At 59.0% G+C, this 14,140-nt stretch carries 13 protein-coding genes; 6 read left to right on the top strand and 7 right to left on the bottom strand.

Translation table 11 applies throughout. The features are described from left to right. The first annotated feature begins 1 nt into the window (after position 1). Both amt and E2F50_RS07930 read left to right on the top strand, forming a co-directional pair. On the top strand, positions 2 to 3,133 hold the full coding sequence (amt, locus tag E2F50_RS07935; RefSeq protein ID WP_245515341.1) for an ammonium transporter: 3,132 nt from the start codon (positions 2 to 4) through the stop codon (positions 3,131 to 3,133). 122 nt (positions 3,134 to 3,255) lie between these two features. Then, the gene (locus tag E2F50_RS07930; protein WP_245515377.1) at positions 3,256 to 4,485 is read left to right on the top strand and encodes a GGDEF domain-containing protein; all 1,230 of its coding nucleotides are present in this window, start codon (positions 3,256 to 3,258) and stop codon (positions 4,483 to 4,485) included. Here the strand turns inward: E2F50_RS07930 and E2F50_RS07925 are convergent. Beyond that, positions 4,482 to 5,099, bottom strand: coding sequence for an FMN-dependent NADH-azoreductase (locus E2F50_RS07925; RefSeq protein WP_133315610.1), 618 nt, complete (start codon positions 5,097 to 5,099; stop codon positions 4,482 to 4,484). The two genes, E2F50_RS07930 and E2F50_RS07925, sit on opposite strands and share 4 nt — an antisense overlap. Positions 5,100 to 5,233: 134 nt before the next feature. Between E2F50_RS07925 and E2F50_RS07920 the strand changes: the two genes are divergently transcribed. Together E2F50_RS07920 and E2F50_RS07915 are read left to right on the top strand one after the other, a co-directional pair. Continuing rightward, complete coding sequence (locus tag E2F50_RS07920) at positions 5,234 to 6,202, top strand: LysR family transcriptional regulator (protein WP_133315609.1); 969 nt, start codon at positions 5,234 to 5,236, stop codon at positions 6,200 to 6,202. 202 nt (positions 6,203 to 6,404) lie between these two features. Then, positions 6,405 to 6,959 carry a DUF2087 domain-containing protein gene (locus E2F50_RS07915; RefSeq protein ID WP_133315608.1) on the top strand — a complete coding sequence of 185 codons (555 nt, stop codon included), beginning with the start codon at positions 6,405 to 6,407 and terminating at the stop codon, positions 6,957 to 6,959. A 19-nt stretch (positions 6,960 to 6,978) separates the two neighbouring features. On the opposite strand, the gene E2F50_RS07910 is transcribed toward E2F50_RS07915, so the two are convergent. The 3 genes from E2F50_RS07910 to E2F50_RS07900 form a co-directional block, all read right to left on the bottom strand. Next, on the bottom strand, positions 6,979 to 8,967 hold the full coding sequence (locus tag E2F50_RS07910; protein WP_133315607.1) for a bifunctional 2',3'-cyclic-nucleotide 2'-phosphodiesterase/3'-nucleotidase: 1,989 nt from the start codon (positions 8,965 to 8,967) through the stop codon (positions 6,979 to 6,981). 120 nt (positions 8,968 to 9,087) lie between these two features. Next, the gene (locus E2F50_RS07905) at positions 9,088 to 9,420 is read right to left on the bottom strand and encodes a PilZ domain-containing protein (protein ID WP_133315606.1); all 333 of its coding nucleotides are present in this window, start codon (positions 9,418 to 9,420) and stop codon (positions 9,088 to 9,090) included. Between the two features lie 86 nt (positions 9,421 to 9,506). Beyond that, positions 9,507 to 9,968 (bottom strand): Lrp/AsnC family transcriptional regulator, encoded by a 462-nt coding sequence (locus tag E2F50_RS07900; RefSeq protein ID WP_133315605.1) that lies wholly within the window; start codon positions 9,966 to 9,968, stop codon positions 9,507 to 9,509. Between the two features lie 153 nt (positions 9,969 to 10,121). Here E2F50_RS07900 and ald point away from each other — a divergent pair, with 153 nt between their 5' ends. After that, a complete protein-coding gene (gene ald / locus E2F50_RS07895; RefSeq protein ID WP_133315604.1) occupies positions 10,122 to 11,240 on the top strand; it encodes an alanine dehydrogenase in 1,119 nt (372 codons plus the stop codon). A 175-nt stretch (positions 11,241 to 11,415) separates the two neighbouring features. Continuing rightward, entirely contained in the window at positions 11,416 to 12,090 is a 675-nt protein-coding gene (locus E2F50_RS07890; RefSeq protein ID WP_133315603.1) for a PadR family transcriptional regulator, read from the top strand. Between the two features lie 68 nt (positions 12,091 to 12,158). Here the strand turns inward: E2F50_RS07890 and E2F50_RS07885 are convergent, their stop codons facing one another. From E2F50_RS07885 to sseA, 3 genes are all read right to left on the bottom strand, one after another. After that, positions 12,159 to 12,626: a DUF1203 domain-containing protein gene (locus tag E2F50_RS07885; RefSeq protein ID WP_133315602.1), complete on the bottom strand. Its 468-nt coding sequence runs from the start codon at positions 12,624 to 12,626 to the stop codon at positions 12,159 to 12,161. A 72-nt stretch (positions 12,627 to 12,698) separates the two neighbouring features. Further along, positions 12,699 to 13,256 (bottom strand): GNAT family N-acetyltransferase, encoded by a 558-nt coding sequence (locus E2F50_RS07880; protein WP_133315601.1) that lies wholly within the window; start codon positions 13,254 to 13,256, stop codon positions 12,699 to 12,701. 6 nt (positions 13,257 to 13,262) lie between these two features. Then, complete coding sequence (sseA, locus tag E2F50_RS07875; RefSeq protein WP_202615429.1) at positions 13,263 to 14,129, bottom strand: 3-mercaptopyruvate sulfurtransferase; 867 nt, start codon at positions 14,127 to 14,129, stop codon at positions 13,263 to 13,265. Positions 14,130 to 14,140: the final 11 nt, after the last annotated feature.

Genomic DNA, 14,140 nt, shown 5'->3' with positions numbered 1-14,140 from the left:
CATGGCCAAATCTCTGTCGAGCCTGGATCAGACCTGGCTGCTTGTCGCCGCAGGCCTGGTGATGATGATGCAGGTCGGCTTTCTGCTTCTTGAAGCCGGCATGGTCCGTTCGAAGAATTCCATCAACGTAGCGCAGAAGAACCTCCTCGACTTCGTCTTCGGTGTCGTCGCCTTCAGCGCCATAGGTTTCATGATCGCGTTTGGAAGGTCCGACGGCTTCATCGTCGGTACGCAAGAAGAGTTTTATTTTCTCAATCAGGTTACCTCCGGCCAGGCCGCCTTCTTCGTCTTTCAAGTGATGTTCTGCGGCACAGCCGCCACCATCGTATCGGGTGCCGTGGCAGAGCGGATGAAGCTCGCAGCCTATGTCTTCGGCTCCCTGTTTCTTTCGGCCCTGATCTACCCAGTCTTCGTTCACTGGGTTTGGGGCACGGCTCTGTTCCCCAACGCATCCGCTTTTCTGGCGCAAATGGGGTTCGTGGATTTTGCCGGCTCCACCGTCGTTCACGCAACGGGCGGCTGGATTTCGCTGGCAGCCTGCATGGTCATCGGACCACGCATAGGCAAGTTCAGAGCCGATGGTACTGCGGTGCGCATTGCTGGCCATAGCCCCGTTTTGTCGACGACCGGCGCCCTGCTGCTGTTCATCGGCTGGATCGGATTCAATGGCGGCTCGACCTTGTCCGCCTCCGACGGTGTCGCGCCGATCATCATGAACACAGTGTTGGCCGGCGGCATGGGAGCCTGTGTCGGATATGTCATTGGCTTCTTCCAGGACGGAGTTATCCTTCCTGAAAAATCCAATTCCGGCATGCTCGGAGGCTTGGTCGCAGTTACCGCAGGATGCCATATCCTCGATCCTGCAGCCTCCCTTGTGGTTGGGGCGATTGGCGGGATCGTCGCCATCTTCGGTAACGCCTTCGTGGAGCGCAGGCTGCGCGTCGACGATGCCGTCGGTGCGATCGGCGTTCATGCATTTGCCGGCGTCGCCGGCACGCTGATGCTTCCCCTTCTGGCGCCAGTCGATCTGCTGCCGGCGGGGGGGCGCCTGGCGCAGCTGCATGTGCAAATTGTCGGCGTCGGGATCAATTTCTATTGGTCCTTCGGCCTCGGGTACCTCTTCTTCAAGCTTCTGGACCGGCTGATGCACATCCGCGTGTCGGCAGAGGACGAGCGAAATGGCCTTAATGTCGCCGAGCATGCGACACGGCTAGGTGTCGGCCATGTTGAGGATGCTCTGAGCGAATTGCTGGACGGAAATGCTGACCTGAAGAAGCGACTTACGGTGAACAAGGGCGACGAGGCGGAGAAGCTGTCGGGGCTCTTCAACCGACTCATGGACAATATTGAAGACGAAGAGCGCAATCGCGGTGAGCTGGTGGAACTGCGGCGCCACCATGAAGAGGCGGAACGCGTAGCGACTCTTGCCAGTGCTACATTCGAAGCGATCATCATTCACCGGGACGGCATAGTAATCGACGGCAACGAGCAGCTGAGCCAGCTGGTCGGCATTCCTTTGACTGATCTGCTGGGCCGCTCGATTTTTGAATTCCTGCGCGACGGCGAAGGTATTCGCATTGCCGAGATGATGAAGCTGAACGACAATGACAGCCATGAGATTGTCGTGGAGCGGCCGGACGGAGAGCGCATTCCGGTGCAGGGTCGTGGACGGGATATTCTGTATCGCGGCGAGAAGGCTCGAGTCGGATGCTTCGTGGATCTTCGCGAACGCAAGCAGGCGGAAAGCCACATACGCTATCTCGCCCAGCACGATCCGCTGACTGGCTTGCCGAACCGCGTACTTTTTGCCGAGCGGCTAAAGAGTCTCATGGAGCGGCAAGGCGATGGCATTGGCTGCGCTGTCATCATGATCGACCTCGATCGGTTCAAGGACGTTAACGACATTCACGGGCATCAGGCGGGAGACGCGGTGATTCGCGAAACGGCCGCAAGGCTGGCGGTTGCAGCAGGCGAGCAAAACACAGCAGTGCGGCTAGGAGGAGACGAATTCGCCGTGATCCTCGGACAGGTCAGCGATATCGGCCAGATCGAGGACTTCGGCAGCCGCATCCTTGCTGCCATGGCGGAACCGATCGACGTCGGCTTCGGCGAACAGGTCAGCATCAGCGTCAGTGTCGGCGGCTCGTATTTCCCTGAGCATGCACAGGATATGGACGCGCTTATCGGCTGCGCCGATGTTGCCCTTTATCATGCTAAGAATGGTGGGCGAAACGCATGTCGGGTCTTTAAATGCGGCATGAACGAGCTCATCGAGAAGCGCCGCATCCTTGAGGCGGATCTCGAAATTGCGCTACAGCGCGGCGAGTTCGAACTCTACCTGCAGCCGCGCGTCGATGCCGCTTCCGCGAGCATTATCGGCTATGAAGGGCTGCTGCGCTGGTTTCACCCCAAGCGAGGCATGATCAGTCCCGGCGACTTCATTCCGGTGGCCGAAGCTTCGGGCAAGATCATCAAGCTGGGCGAGTGGGTGCTGGCGGAAGCCTGCCGTCTACTGCAGCAGGTGGATGGCCGCATTAGCGTCAATGTCAGTTCGCTGCAGTTCCGCCACTCGGATTTTGTCACTAATCTTGCGGAGCTCCTTCAACGGACAGGCGCCGACCCGCGCCGCTTGGAGCTTGAAATCACGGAAAGCGTGTTGATCGACGACGACAAACGCGCCGTCCAAATCCTCAACGACTTGAAAGAAATGGGTCTGGATATCGCTCTGGATGATTTTGGCACTGGTTATTCGTCGCTGAGCTATCTGAGCCGCTATCCGTTCGACACGATCAAGATCGATCGGAGCTTTGTCAGCAATCTCGGGCTTGCAGAGAACGCGCAGGTGATCGTGCGCACAATCATCGATCTCGGCGCCGGGTTAGGCATGAAGATTGTCGCAGAAGGCGTCGAACATATAGAGGAGGCGCTTTTCCTGGCGCAGTCCGGCTGCCACGAATTGCAGGGCTATCTCCTTGGTAAGCCGCTGAAGGTCGACGAAGTTGCGCGCGAGGTGGATCCTGCAATCGCCACGAGGCTGCGCAACATGCCGCGCCGCCTTCCGGAATTTCATGGCGACTCGTTCGACACCGGCATCTCGCACGCCGGTGCTTCTCCACAACAAATTCTGGCATAGGCAGGCAATTAAGATCCAGCCAGGCAAGTGCTGGCATGGCGTGTTCGGGAATAGGCGACGTGACGGTACAGATCTCAAATCTCGGCCTATTCTGCCTCGAGGCGGTGATCTATTTTTCCGTCATGACGGGCTTCCTGCATTTCCGCCGTCAGCTCGGGCTCGGCGTCTTTCTCGCCGCGCTCGGCGTGATGCATTTCATGGAAACATACCTAGCGGCCGTTTTCTACGTCGAGCTTCCCTTCGGTCTTGTATCGCCCGGGTCCTCCATCTTCTTTGCCGGCAAGCTGATGTTGATCCTGCTGCTTTACATGAAGGAGGACGCAGCTACGGTGCGCCAGCCGATCTACGGCCTCTTCCTCGGCAATCTCCTGACGGTAGGGATCGCGCAGATCCTGCAAGCTCATCCGGTGGTGACCCTGCCGGGCGGTCGTCCCGCCGATATGGGCTTCCTCAGCGAAATGGGCTGGCTGATGATCTGGGGCACCGCTCTTCTCTATGTAGATGCGATCGGTATCATCCTGATCTATGAACGTCTGAGCCGGATTTTTCGCGGATTAACCGTTCTGAGGTTTGCTCTCGCCGGCGCGATCGTCCTGAGTTTCGACCAAGTCGGCTTCTACGCCGCCTTGCATTTCCTGTTTGATGCGCCGCCTGCGGTCTTCTTCGGAGGATGGTACGCTAAGTTATTAGCCGTCCTGCTCTATTCGATCATGTTTGCAACCTATTTGAAGTTCGGGCAGATGCCGCGAATGGTAAGGTCCAGCCGGCAGATTGGTGACATCTTCAATGACTTGACCTTTCGCGAACGCTATCAAGCGCTCCTCGAAAGCAGCGGCATGGACGGGCTGACCGGCGTATATGGTCGCAGCCGCCTGGAAAAGGATGCACCTGCGCTGATCGACGAAAGCCTGAAGCAGCGCAAAAGCCTGAGCTTGATGATCATTGATGCGGATTGGTTCAAGGAAGTGAACGACCTCTTCGGACACTTGGAGGGAGACGACACGCTTCGACAACTGGCGGCAAGGCTGAAGGCGGGCTGCCGTCCGCGAGATCACCTCTCCCGTTTCGGCGGAGAGGAATTCGTTCTCGTTCTGCCGGATACAGATCATGCGCAGGCCGTGGAACTGGCCGAGGCGCTAAGAGCCAGCGTCTGTCACTCGCTAAGACGTCCGGATGGGCAGGCAATTACGGTTTCCATCGGCGTCGCGACCGCGCCCGAGGACGGGGAGGCATTCGATATTCTCCTCGGCACTGCCGACGAACGGCTTTACCAGGCAAAAAATGACGGCCGGGACAATGTCCACGGCCGCCATGGTAGATCGGTGTTGGGATCGAGGCAGGCAGGCGCTTAGGCTGCCATAGCTAGTTCCTCTGTGCGAGCCTGCGCCGCGGCGATCGCCTTCTGGGCAGCCTCAGGTCCCATGCCGGTGCCCTCTACATAGATGACCTCGACTTCGGTCATGCCCATGAAACCGAGCACGGTCTTGAGGTATGGAATGGCGTGGTTCATGGACACAGCCGGGCCTTCCGAATAGATGCCGCCTGCCGACAAGACGACATAGACCTTCTTGCCGGTGACGAGACCCTGCGGACCTTCTGCCGTGTAGCGGAAGGTCTGGCCGGCCCGCGCGACATTGTCGATCCAGGACTTCAGCGTCGAGTACATGTTGAAGTTGATGAGGCCGGTGGCGAGCACGATCGTGTCTGCGGCAAACAGTTCGGCAACCAGCTTGTCAGATTCCGCCGCGGCAGCGGCTTCTTCCGGATTGCGAGCGTCGGCTGGCTTGCGGATGGCGGCAGTCGTAATCGTATCAAGATGCGCGATCGGGCTCTTGCCAAGGTCGCGGTGGACGACGGTGCTGCCCGGGTTCTGCTTCGTAAGCTTGTCGACAAATTCGGTAGCGATCTTCGTCGAAAGCGATTCGGCCCCCCGAGGGCTGGAGGTCACGAGAAGAATGGAAGACATCTTTGTTTCCCTTGGAAATCTTTGGTCATGCGAGCTGATCCCGCCTGCTTCGAGAAACAAAATAGGTATGGACCTCGATCGAGAGAATGGGGATAATCTAGAAGCTAACTATCTAGAAAATGGATGGATGATCCATGGATGCCAATCCCACCCTCGACCAGCTTCAGGTCTTTCTGGCAGTTGCAGATACGGGCAGCTTCTCGGCAGCATCGCGATTGCTGAACCGGGCGCAGTCGGTCGTCAGCTATACGATCGCCAATCTGGAAGCCCAGCTTGAGGTTACGCTTTTCGAGCGCAGCGGCGCCCGCCAGCCTCGGCTGACTGAGGCTGGAAGGGCGATGCTGACGGACGCGCGGCGGATCGTCGCGGACCTTCAGGTCATGCGGTCGCGCGCAAAGAGCATCAAGCAGGGATTGGAGGCGGAAGTTTCACTGGCGATCAGCGTCATGGTTCCGTCCGACGCTGTCGTCATGCAACTCAAGGATTTCCGAAAGCAATTCCCGAGTGTTTCCTTGAACCTCAATGTCGGCGAACTCGGCATGGTCATGGACATGGTGATGAGCGGCAAAGCTGGCATCGGCATCGGCGGATCTCTGATGAAGCACGACGATTCGCTGATCTCGGAGCGGATAGGTCACTCGTTCATGTTCCCGGTGGCCGCGCCGGATCATCCGCTCGCGAGGCTCCGACGGCCGCTGACGCTGTCCGACGTGCGAGAAGAGGTTCAGCTGGTGGTGACGGACGCCTCCGGGATAACAAAGGGACGAGACTTCAACGTCCTTTCTTACAAGACCTGGCGTGTTAGCGATATCGCCACCAAGCATCAGCTCATCAAGGGTGGGCTTGGATGGGGTGGATTGCCGGGCTCGCTGGTACGGGATGATCTCCGTAGAGGCGAGTTGGTTGCGCTCGAACTCGACGCCTACGAGCAGGGGCAATACCCGCTCTACGCGCTACGCAAAGCTTCCAATCCGCTTGGTCCGGCTGGGCTGTGGCTGATCGACGGTTTTCGACAGGCGCTTTCCATGTGCCCGAGCGAAGCCAGTTTTACGGCCATGCTCAACCTTGAGCAGGCAGAAAAGTTGCGCACGGCTGCCGAGTGACATCCGCGCATGGGTGCGTTGGCTGTTGATCCTGCCGTAGCCTCTGCTATAGGTGGAATACGGTCAGCAGTCACCGAGGCATCGCCGTCCCGAATGGGAAGCTAAACCTGCTATTGAAGATCCTCAGCACTCGTCCTGTGCCGACGTGTCGAAAGCCGGCGATCATTGACTATCCAATCATCGGCACTTGAGAGGATAAGAGATGACCAGAACCATCTTTCCGATGGCCGTTGCCGATTTATCGGCATTTGCAAAGTCCCTGAACCAACAGCTGGGCAGGATCGACCACAAGCCGGGGCATGTGGAAATGCTCAACCTTGTTTGTAGGGCGGCAGGCTACCGCAACTACCAACATTTTCGAGCCTCGTTCGCCCCAGCACCCGTGGATGCGGTCACGCAGTCCGGGCTGGCTCCTGCTCCCAACTTGCAGCGTGTCGTCAAGGTGGCCCGCTACTTCAACGTCGACGGACGTCTGTTGCGCTGGCCCAGTCGCCGCGCGCTCCAGGAGCTTTGCCTCTGGATCTTGTGGTCCCGGTTGCCGCCGCGCCAGATCTTCGCGGAGCGCGAGATCGGTGACCTGCTGACCCAGTGGCATACGTTCGGGGACTATGCCCTGCTTCGAAGGGCGCTCTACGACTTCCGACTTGTCGACAGGAGCGTGGGCGGGCGTGATTACAAGCGCATCGAGCAGAAGCCGCCGGTCGAGCTGAAAATGCTGCTGGACCGCATCGGCAAGGTTGAGCAGAAGGCCGCCTGAAGGCGACCTTTTCTCGGTATTAAAGCACCAGGCGGAACTTCGCAAAACCGTTCTCGCCGTCGCCGGCATCCTCGATCTTCGCCCCTTTGATCTCTCCGGCAAAGTGGCGGGCCTTCGGGCCGGTCTCAAAGATCGCCGTGGTGCCCGGCAGCGGCTTGAACGACCAGTTGCCATCTGCAGAAGGGTTGATCGTGCCCTGGTCGACGATATAGCGGACCACGACGTCGCGGTTGGTGTCCGGGCCTACGAAAATGACTTTGTCGGCGGCAATTTCCGGGAATTTGCCGCCGCCTCCGGCCCGATAATTGTTGGTTACGACGACGAATTTCTGTGCCGGATCGATCAGCTTGCCATCGAACTTCAGGTCCGCAATGCGATGCGCATCCGGATTGATCAGCTTGCCGTCCTTGTCGAAGCGGACCGGCTGCGACAGGTCGATCTGGTAGGTGACGCCATCGATGACGTCGTAATTGTACGATGGAAAATCATTGTTCAAAAGCGGCGCATCCTTGGTGCCGGCCTTCACCTGGTTGAACATGCCTGCCGACATTTCCAGCCAGTTCCTGACCTGCTCGCCGCTCACCAGAACCGCCTGCACGGTGTTGGGATATAGATAAAGGTCGGCAACGTTCTTGATGGCAATGTCGCCCACCGGGACATCCGTATAATATTCGGCGCCGCCACGCCCGCCCGCCTTGAAGGGAGCCGCTGCGGACAGGATTGGATAATCTTTGTACTGGCCGTCCTTGAGCAGGTTCTTGATGTACCAGGTCTGGGCATTCGAAACGATCTGAATGGACGGATCGTCCGCGACCAGTGCAAAATAGGAATAGAGAGGTGCGGATGTCTTGCCCACCGGCCGGCGAACATAGGCCAATGTCGCCTCGTGCTCGGCGCGTGCCGCAGCCACGATTTCCGGCTTGTCCTTGACATCGGCAACGATCTTGCGGCTGTCGTCGCGATGGTAAATCGGTCGTGCTTCGGATGTCGAATCGACGATCTTCCAGCTGTTGCCGTCCTTTTCGAGCAGCAGGTCGATGAGGCCCATATGTGAGCCCCAAAAGCCTGCCATGACGGCAGGCTTGCCCATCAGCTTGCCCTTCTTGTTGTCGGCGCCGGCAATTCCTTCGAAATCCTTGGGTCCGGGAAAGACCAGATGCTGGTGGCCCGTGAAGACCGCGTCTATGCCTTCCACGCCCGCGAGATAAAGCGATGCATTTTCCATGCGGTCGCTCATGCCTGAGCCGTCTATGCCGGAATGCGACAGCGCGATGACGATATCGGCGCCTTCCTCCTTCATGGCAGGCACCCAAGCCTTGGCCGCATCGACGATGTCGCGCGTTTGGGCCTCGCCCTCCAGGTTCTTCGCATCCCAGGTCATGATCTGCGGCGGTACGAAGCCGATGAAGCCTACCTTCATTGGCGCTGTCGCACCTGAACCGTCGCGGATTTGCTTCTCGACGATCACGTAAGGCTTCAGGAAGAGTTCATCCTTTTTGGGATCGGACGCGAGCATGCCTTTGGTAAGATTCGCACAGACATAGGGAAAGTTCGAGCCTGCAAGGACCTTGAAGAGGAAGTCGAGCCCGTAGTTGAATTCGTGATTGCCGAGCGTGCCGGCGTCATAGCCGAGCACGTTCATCGCCTTGACGACCGGGTGCTGGTCGCCTTCCTTCATTCCCCGCTCATAGGCAATGTAATCGCCCATAGGGTTGCCCTGCAGGAAGTCGCCATTGTCGATCAGCATGGAATTACCGGCTTCCGCGCGGATCGAATCGATGATGGAGGCGGTGCGCGCAAGGCCGAGCGTGTCATTGGGTTTGTCGGCATAATAGTCGTAAGGGAAGACGTGGACGTGGATGTCCGTGGTCTCCATGATGCGCAGATGGGCCTGATTGGCCTGCGCTCGTGCCGCGAAGGGGTGCAGCATGACCAAGGCGGAGGATGCGGCCACGCCGCCAAGCAGGCTGCGGCGGGTCATGGGCTTGAAACCGGTTAGAAACGACATGACATTCTCCCTCGCGTGTTTCCCACGGGATAGCCTAAGCACATTCTCATGCGCTTGCACCCGTAAAATCAGAGGGGCTAGGAGGCTTAGGGAGGCTGCGGCGCGAGCCGTGTCGGCAGTTCAGCGGGTCAGCACGCGGCGGCGGTGGAAGAAGCGGAAATAGGAGGCGACCTGCGCGGCCGCATTCGAGTTCGGTTTGAACTGGATGCCGAGCCGGCCGCGATGAAACCATTTTACCGTGCCTTCCAGCACGCCCAGTTCGTCGCTCTGGATCTGGACGGAACTACCGCTGGCAGCGTGAAAAGGACCGTGAAGGTCAAGCGCCATGCCTGTTTCCGACAGGTTGACGACGCGCCCCTTGGTCAACTGGTTATAGTATTTCACCGTGCCAGATATGCTCGTGATCTCACGCGGTGCGCTGCGGTTTTTCATTCCGATATTCTTGCTGAGCATGGCCTTCCCCTGGCTTCCGTTCAGAAAAATAACAACAATGCATTGAATTATATTTAGCCCGTCAGGTAAAATTCGACCGATCGCCTTCACAGTCCCACATTGGGACGGTCGATGATCTCGCGGAGCGCAAAACTCGAATTGATCTTGACCACATGTGGCAGGGCCGACAGCCAGTCTCTGTGGATGCGCTCGTAATCCTCCAGATCCTTGGCCGCAACGCGCAGGATGTAGTCGTACTCCCCCGACATCAGGTAGCAGACGAGAACATTAGGGCAAAGCTTCACCGCCGCCTCGAACTCCGTCAGCGTCTTGGCGAACTGTCCGGACAGCGAAATGTGCACGATCACCATCATCTTGAAATCGAGCGCCTTGTTGGAAAGGCGCGCGTGATAGCCGCTGATCGTGCCGTTCTTCTCGAGTATGTCCAAGCGCCTGGAGCAGGCGGAGGGGGAGAGGCCGATACGTTCGGCAAGCTCGGCATTGGAGATCCTGCCGTGATCCTGCAAGGTCCGCATGATCGCAAGATCGATGGCGTCATAGCCAGGCATTCGAAGATCCTTCCAATTTATGCTTACCCTGTGCAAGCATTTACCGATTCAGCCGCATCGGCAATCCTACTTCGCAAGGACATTCGTTGCGTCCTCTGCTTTGCTTGCAAGCGGGAACATCAATGGCGAAGCCACAATTGAAAGGAGCGCTGCATGCGTGTCGGATGTCCGAAGGAAATCAAAAACCATGAATATCGCGTCGGTCTGACCCCCGGCGCGGTGCGCGAATATGTGGCGCACGGCCACGAGGTTCTGATCGAGACGGGGGCTGGCGCCGGCATAGGCGCCGATGATGGTGCCTATGCCGCGGCAGGGGCAAGGATCGTCGCCAGCGCCAAGGAAATCTTCGAGCGCTCCGATATGGTGGTGAAGGTGAAGGAGCCGCAGCCGGGCGAATGGGCGCAGCTGCGCGACGGCCAAATCCTTTATACCTACCTTCATCTTGCGCCTGATCCGGAACAGACCAAGGGACTGCTTGCCTCCGGAGTGACGGCGGTCGCCTATGAAACAGTGACGGACGAGCGTGGCGGGCTGCCGCTGCTTGCGCCCATGTCGGAAGTGGCGGGGCGCCTGGCCATACAAGCGGGCGCAACCGCCCTTCAAAAGGCCAATGGCGGGCGTGGCATCCTGCTGGGAGGCGTGCCGGGCGTGCTGCCGGCAAAGGTCGTCGTCATCGGCGGCGGCGTCGTCGGCCTGCATGCTGCACGCATGGCGGTCGGGCTCGGTGCCGATGTGAGCATCCTGGACCGTTCCTTGCCGCGCCTTCGCCAGTTGGACGACCTCTTCAATGGCCGCGTCCACACGCGCTATTCCACCATCGACGCACTGGAAGAGGAAGTCTTTGCCGCCGATCTGGTGATCGGCGCCGTGCTGATACCGGGCGCTGCCGCGCCAAAACTCGTCAGCCGCGATATGCTGTCCGGCATGAGGCAAGGCGCGGTCATGGTCGACGTCGCCATCGATCAGGGGGGGTGCTTCGAAACCTCGCATGCAACGACGCATTCCGAGCCCGTCTACGAGGTCGATGGCATTATCCACTATTGCGTCGCGAACATGCCGGGCGCCGTGCCGGTCACATCGGCCCATGCGCTCAACAATGCGACCCTTCAGCACGGGCTGGCGCTCGCCGACCGGGGATTGCGTGCAATCGCCGAAGACAGACATTTGCGCAATGGGCTCAACGTCCATAAGGGCAGGGTGACCAGCAAGCCGGTCGCGGAAGCGCTTGGCTATGAAGTGTCTGCGCCGGAAAGCCTGCTGAACGTCGCGTAAAAGATATATCGGACCCTTCGCTAACCTCTCTGCCGGCCATCTGAAGCCATGGAATGCGCCTACGCAACGGCCTAAGCGCATCCATCAAATGCATCTTAGTTATATCGTAACCATTGACAGACGCTGCGGGTTCACTATCTTTAGATATATCGAAAGATAGTCTAAAGGAGACAGCATGTTTGGACAGAGATTTGATGGACGCCATGGCTGCCGTAATAGCGGCGACCGGCGCGCGTTTGAGGAAATGTTTGCTATGCGCGGCGGGCCGTTTAGCGGCCGCGGCGGCAAGGGAGGTCCCGGCGGTGGGAGGGCCCCCGGTGGCCGAGGATTTGGTGACGACGGCGAGGGTCGTGTCGGCCGGTTCTTGATGCAGGGCGACCTGCGGCTGGTGGTGCTGGCGCTGATCGAAAAGGAGCCGCGGCATGGTTATGAGATCATCAAGCACATCGAGGACTTAACCTACGGCTTTTATGCTCCAAGCCCCGGCGTCATCTACCCCACCCTGACTTACCTCGAAGAGGCTGGTTACGTCGTCTCGGAAGCGGATGGCAACAAGAAGCGTTATGCCATCACTGAGGAAGGGCGCGCCTATCTCGAGGAGAACCGCAGCTTTGCGTCGATGATCCTCGACCGTCTCTCGCAATTCGCCGAGCGCATTCGCGAAAAGCAGGAAAGGTCTCAGCAGCGTGGCCCGGACGCCGGCCCGATGCTGCCACGCAGCGTCGATGCGGCCATGTTGAACCTGCGGGAGGTTGTGGCCCGCAAGCTGCAGGCCGACGAAGCCAAGACAGGCGAGGTGGTGAAACTACTGCTGCAGATTGCCGAGGATCTGGAGCGACCGGCCAACTGAATCTCGTCGAAGGGATTTGACAAAGGCGTCCCCGCTTCAGCCGGGGCGTCTTCCTTTTGTCGGATCAGTCAGGCGCGATCAATCCGGCACTGATAGCAGTTGTTACGGGCAGAGCGCACGTGCAGGTAGGCGATGTCGTCTCGGGTGAGCAGTTCCTGCGCACGTGATGGGATAATTTCTACGGGCGTCACCGCGCCGCTGCCGTAAACGATCCTGTCATTGTAGCCATAGCCCCGCACGATATAATCCGGGCTCGAAAGAACAGGCGGCATGACTTCGGCGGCATGATATCGGCTGCAAGGCTTTTTGTGCAGAAAGATCGGCCCGGTCTCAGCATAGGGTTGAAGCTCGGGGAAGGGACGATAGGCGAGGACGAGCAACCCCTCTCCCGAACCGATATTCCGCAGGCAATGGCGGCATGGATAGCCGGGTCCATCCGACATCATGGTTTCCGGCTGGCGCCCATAGGCATCGGCGCCGCCAGCCCAGAGATAGGCGGCGTCTTGTTCAGGCATGGCTTGGAAGATAATGGACATCGGCGAACTCCTGTTGGCTCGCCTCTTCATGCCGCCCACGCGCATGCACCGCCACCCGAAACCTGCGCGGGTTCAGCCGTCCAGTGCTTTCAACAGCTCCGCATCCGTCATGGGTTGGACGAACGCCTCATAGGTGGAGACAGGCGAAAAACCCATCATCTGATAGAGCTGCAGCGCCCGCGGATGGTCGAGCGTATTGGTGGTCACCGTGACCTTGACCGGATTGTCCTGCCAAGCGGAATAAAGCGCCTGGAGCAGGAACCACTTGCCGATTCCAAGTCCGATCGCCCGCTCGAAAAGGCCGAAGTAAGAGAGTTCGGTTACCTCTTCGTTTTCCTTCAAGAGCTCGAAAAAGCCTGCCGGCGCGCCATTGACATAAAGCACCGTCACCGACACGCGCGGATCATGAATCGCCGCGGACAATTCGGGATCGCTCATCTTCAGCCGCTTGTACCAGTGCCACCGTTTGCCCACCTGCCGGTAAAGATAGCGGTAATAATGGAGCGGTATCTCCGGCGCCCGCATGATAGCAGTCTGGATATTGCTCGGCACGGGCAGGCTGGCCTTCGGAGGGGCTGTCATCTCCAACTTGGTGACATGCGCCTTGAGCGGTGCGGGAAGTTTGGCCATGGCGGCTTAAACCCGATCCGGATGGGCTGGACCGGTAACGATCGGCGTATCTTGGCGGCTGCCCCATTCGGCCCAGGAGCCGTCGTAAAGAGCGTTGTCTTCATGTCCGAGGGACTCAAGTGCGAGCGTGATGATCGCGGCAGTAATGCCGGACCCGCAGCTCGTCACGATTGGCTTGCCGAAGTCTATGCCCGCATCCTCGATAGCCTGGCGAAGCTCGGAAAGCGGCTTCAGCTTGCCGTTGACCGAGAACGTGCTGGATGCAAGGCTGAAGGCCCCAGGCATATGGCCGGAGCGCATGCCAGACCGCGGTTCCGGCTCCGAACCGGTAAACCGACCGAAGCTGCGTGCATCCGCGATCTGGCTCGTGCCTTCGCTGACGATCGAAAGCATGGACTGAAAGTCGATGACCTTGTCGACGCGCAGATCGGCGTTGAACTGGCAGGGTGTCGGCGAGGGAACTTCGGTCTCCAAAGGCCGACCCTCTGACTTCCATCCATCAAGGCCGCCGTCGAGCACGAAGACCTGTCTGGCGCCCATGATGCGGAACAGCCACCAGCCACGAGGCGCGGAAAAAATGCCAGGACCATCATAGATCACGACCCGGTCAGTTTCGCAGATGCCCATCTTGCCGACCGCTTCGGCAAAGACCTCCGGCGGCGGTACCATATGCGGCAGGCCGGTCGAATGATTGGCGACCTTATCGTGATCGAAGCGCATGGCACCGGGAATATGCCCGGCAGCATATTCCGCATCCGCATCACGTTTCTGCGCCGGCAGATAGAAGGAGGCATCGACAATCCTCAAGTCAGGGCTGCCGAGCTCATTGTGGAGCCATTCGGACGAAACGACGAAACGGCTTGTCTCGCTCATGATAGGTCTCC

This window comes from Rhizobium deserti (assembly GCF_004358025.1).
GTDB classification, from domain to species: Bacteria; Pseudomonadota; Alphaproteobacteria; order Rhizobiales; family Rhizobiaceae; genus Neorhizobium; species Neorhizobium deserti.
Note: the sequence above shows the minus strand (reverse complement) of the source record. Positions and strands in the feature narration are given on the sequence as shown.

Coding starts and splice junctions, on each gene's coding strand:
- amt (WP_245515341.1), top strand. CDS start 2: ATGGCCAAATCTCTGTCGAGCCTGGATCAGACCTGGCTGCTTGTCGCC.
- E2F50_RS07930 (WP_245515377.1), top strand. CDS start 3,256: ATGACGGGCTTCCTGCATTTCCGCCGTCAGCTCGGGCTCGGCGTCTTT.
- E2F50_RS07925 (WP_133315610.1), bottom strand. CDS start 5,099: ATGTCTTCCATTCTTCTCGTGACCTCCAGCCCTCGGGGGGCCGAATCG.
- E2F50_RS07920 (WP_133315609.1), top strand. CDS start 5,234: ATGGATGCCAATCCCACCCTCGACCAGCTTCAGGTCTTTCTGGCAGTT.
- E2F50_RS07915 (WP_133315608.1), top strand. CDS start 6,405: ATGACCAGAACCATCTTTCCGATGGCCGTTGCCGATTTATCGGCATTT.
- E2F50_RS07910 (WP_133315607.1), bottom strand. CDS start 8,967: ATGTCGTTTCTAACCGGTTTCAAGCCCATGACCCGCCGCAGCCTGCTT.
- E2F50_RS07905 (WP_133315606.1), bottom strand. CDS start 9,420: ATGCTCAGCAAGAATATCGGAATGAAAAACCGCAGCGCACCGCGTGAG.
- E2F50_RS07900 (WP_133315605.1), bottom strand. CDS start 9,968: ATGCCTGGCTATGACGCCATCGATCTTGCGATCATGCGGACCTTGCAG.
- ald (WP_133315604.1), top strand. CDS start 10,122: ATGCGTGTCGGATGTCCGAAGGAAATCAAAAACCATGAATATCGCGTC.
- E2F50_RS07890 (WP_133315603.1), top strand. CDS start 11,416: ATGTTTGGACAGAGATTTGATGGACGCCATGGCTGCCGTAATAGCGGC.
- E2F50_RS07885 (WP_133315602.1), bottom strand. CDS start 12,626: ATGTCCATTATCTTCCAAGCCATGCCTGAACAAGACGCCGCCTATCTC.
- E2F50_RS07880 (WP_133315601.1), bottom strand. CDS start 13,256: ATGGCCAAACTTCCCGCACCGCTCAAGGCGCATGTCACCAAGTTGGAG.
- sseA (WP_202615429.1), bottom strand. CDS start 14,129: ATGAGCGAGACAAGCCGTTTCGTCGTTTCGTCCGAATGGCTCCACAAT.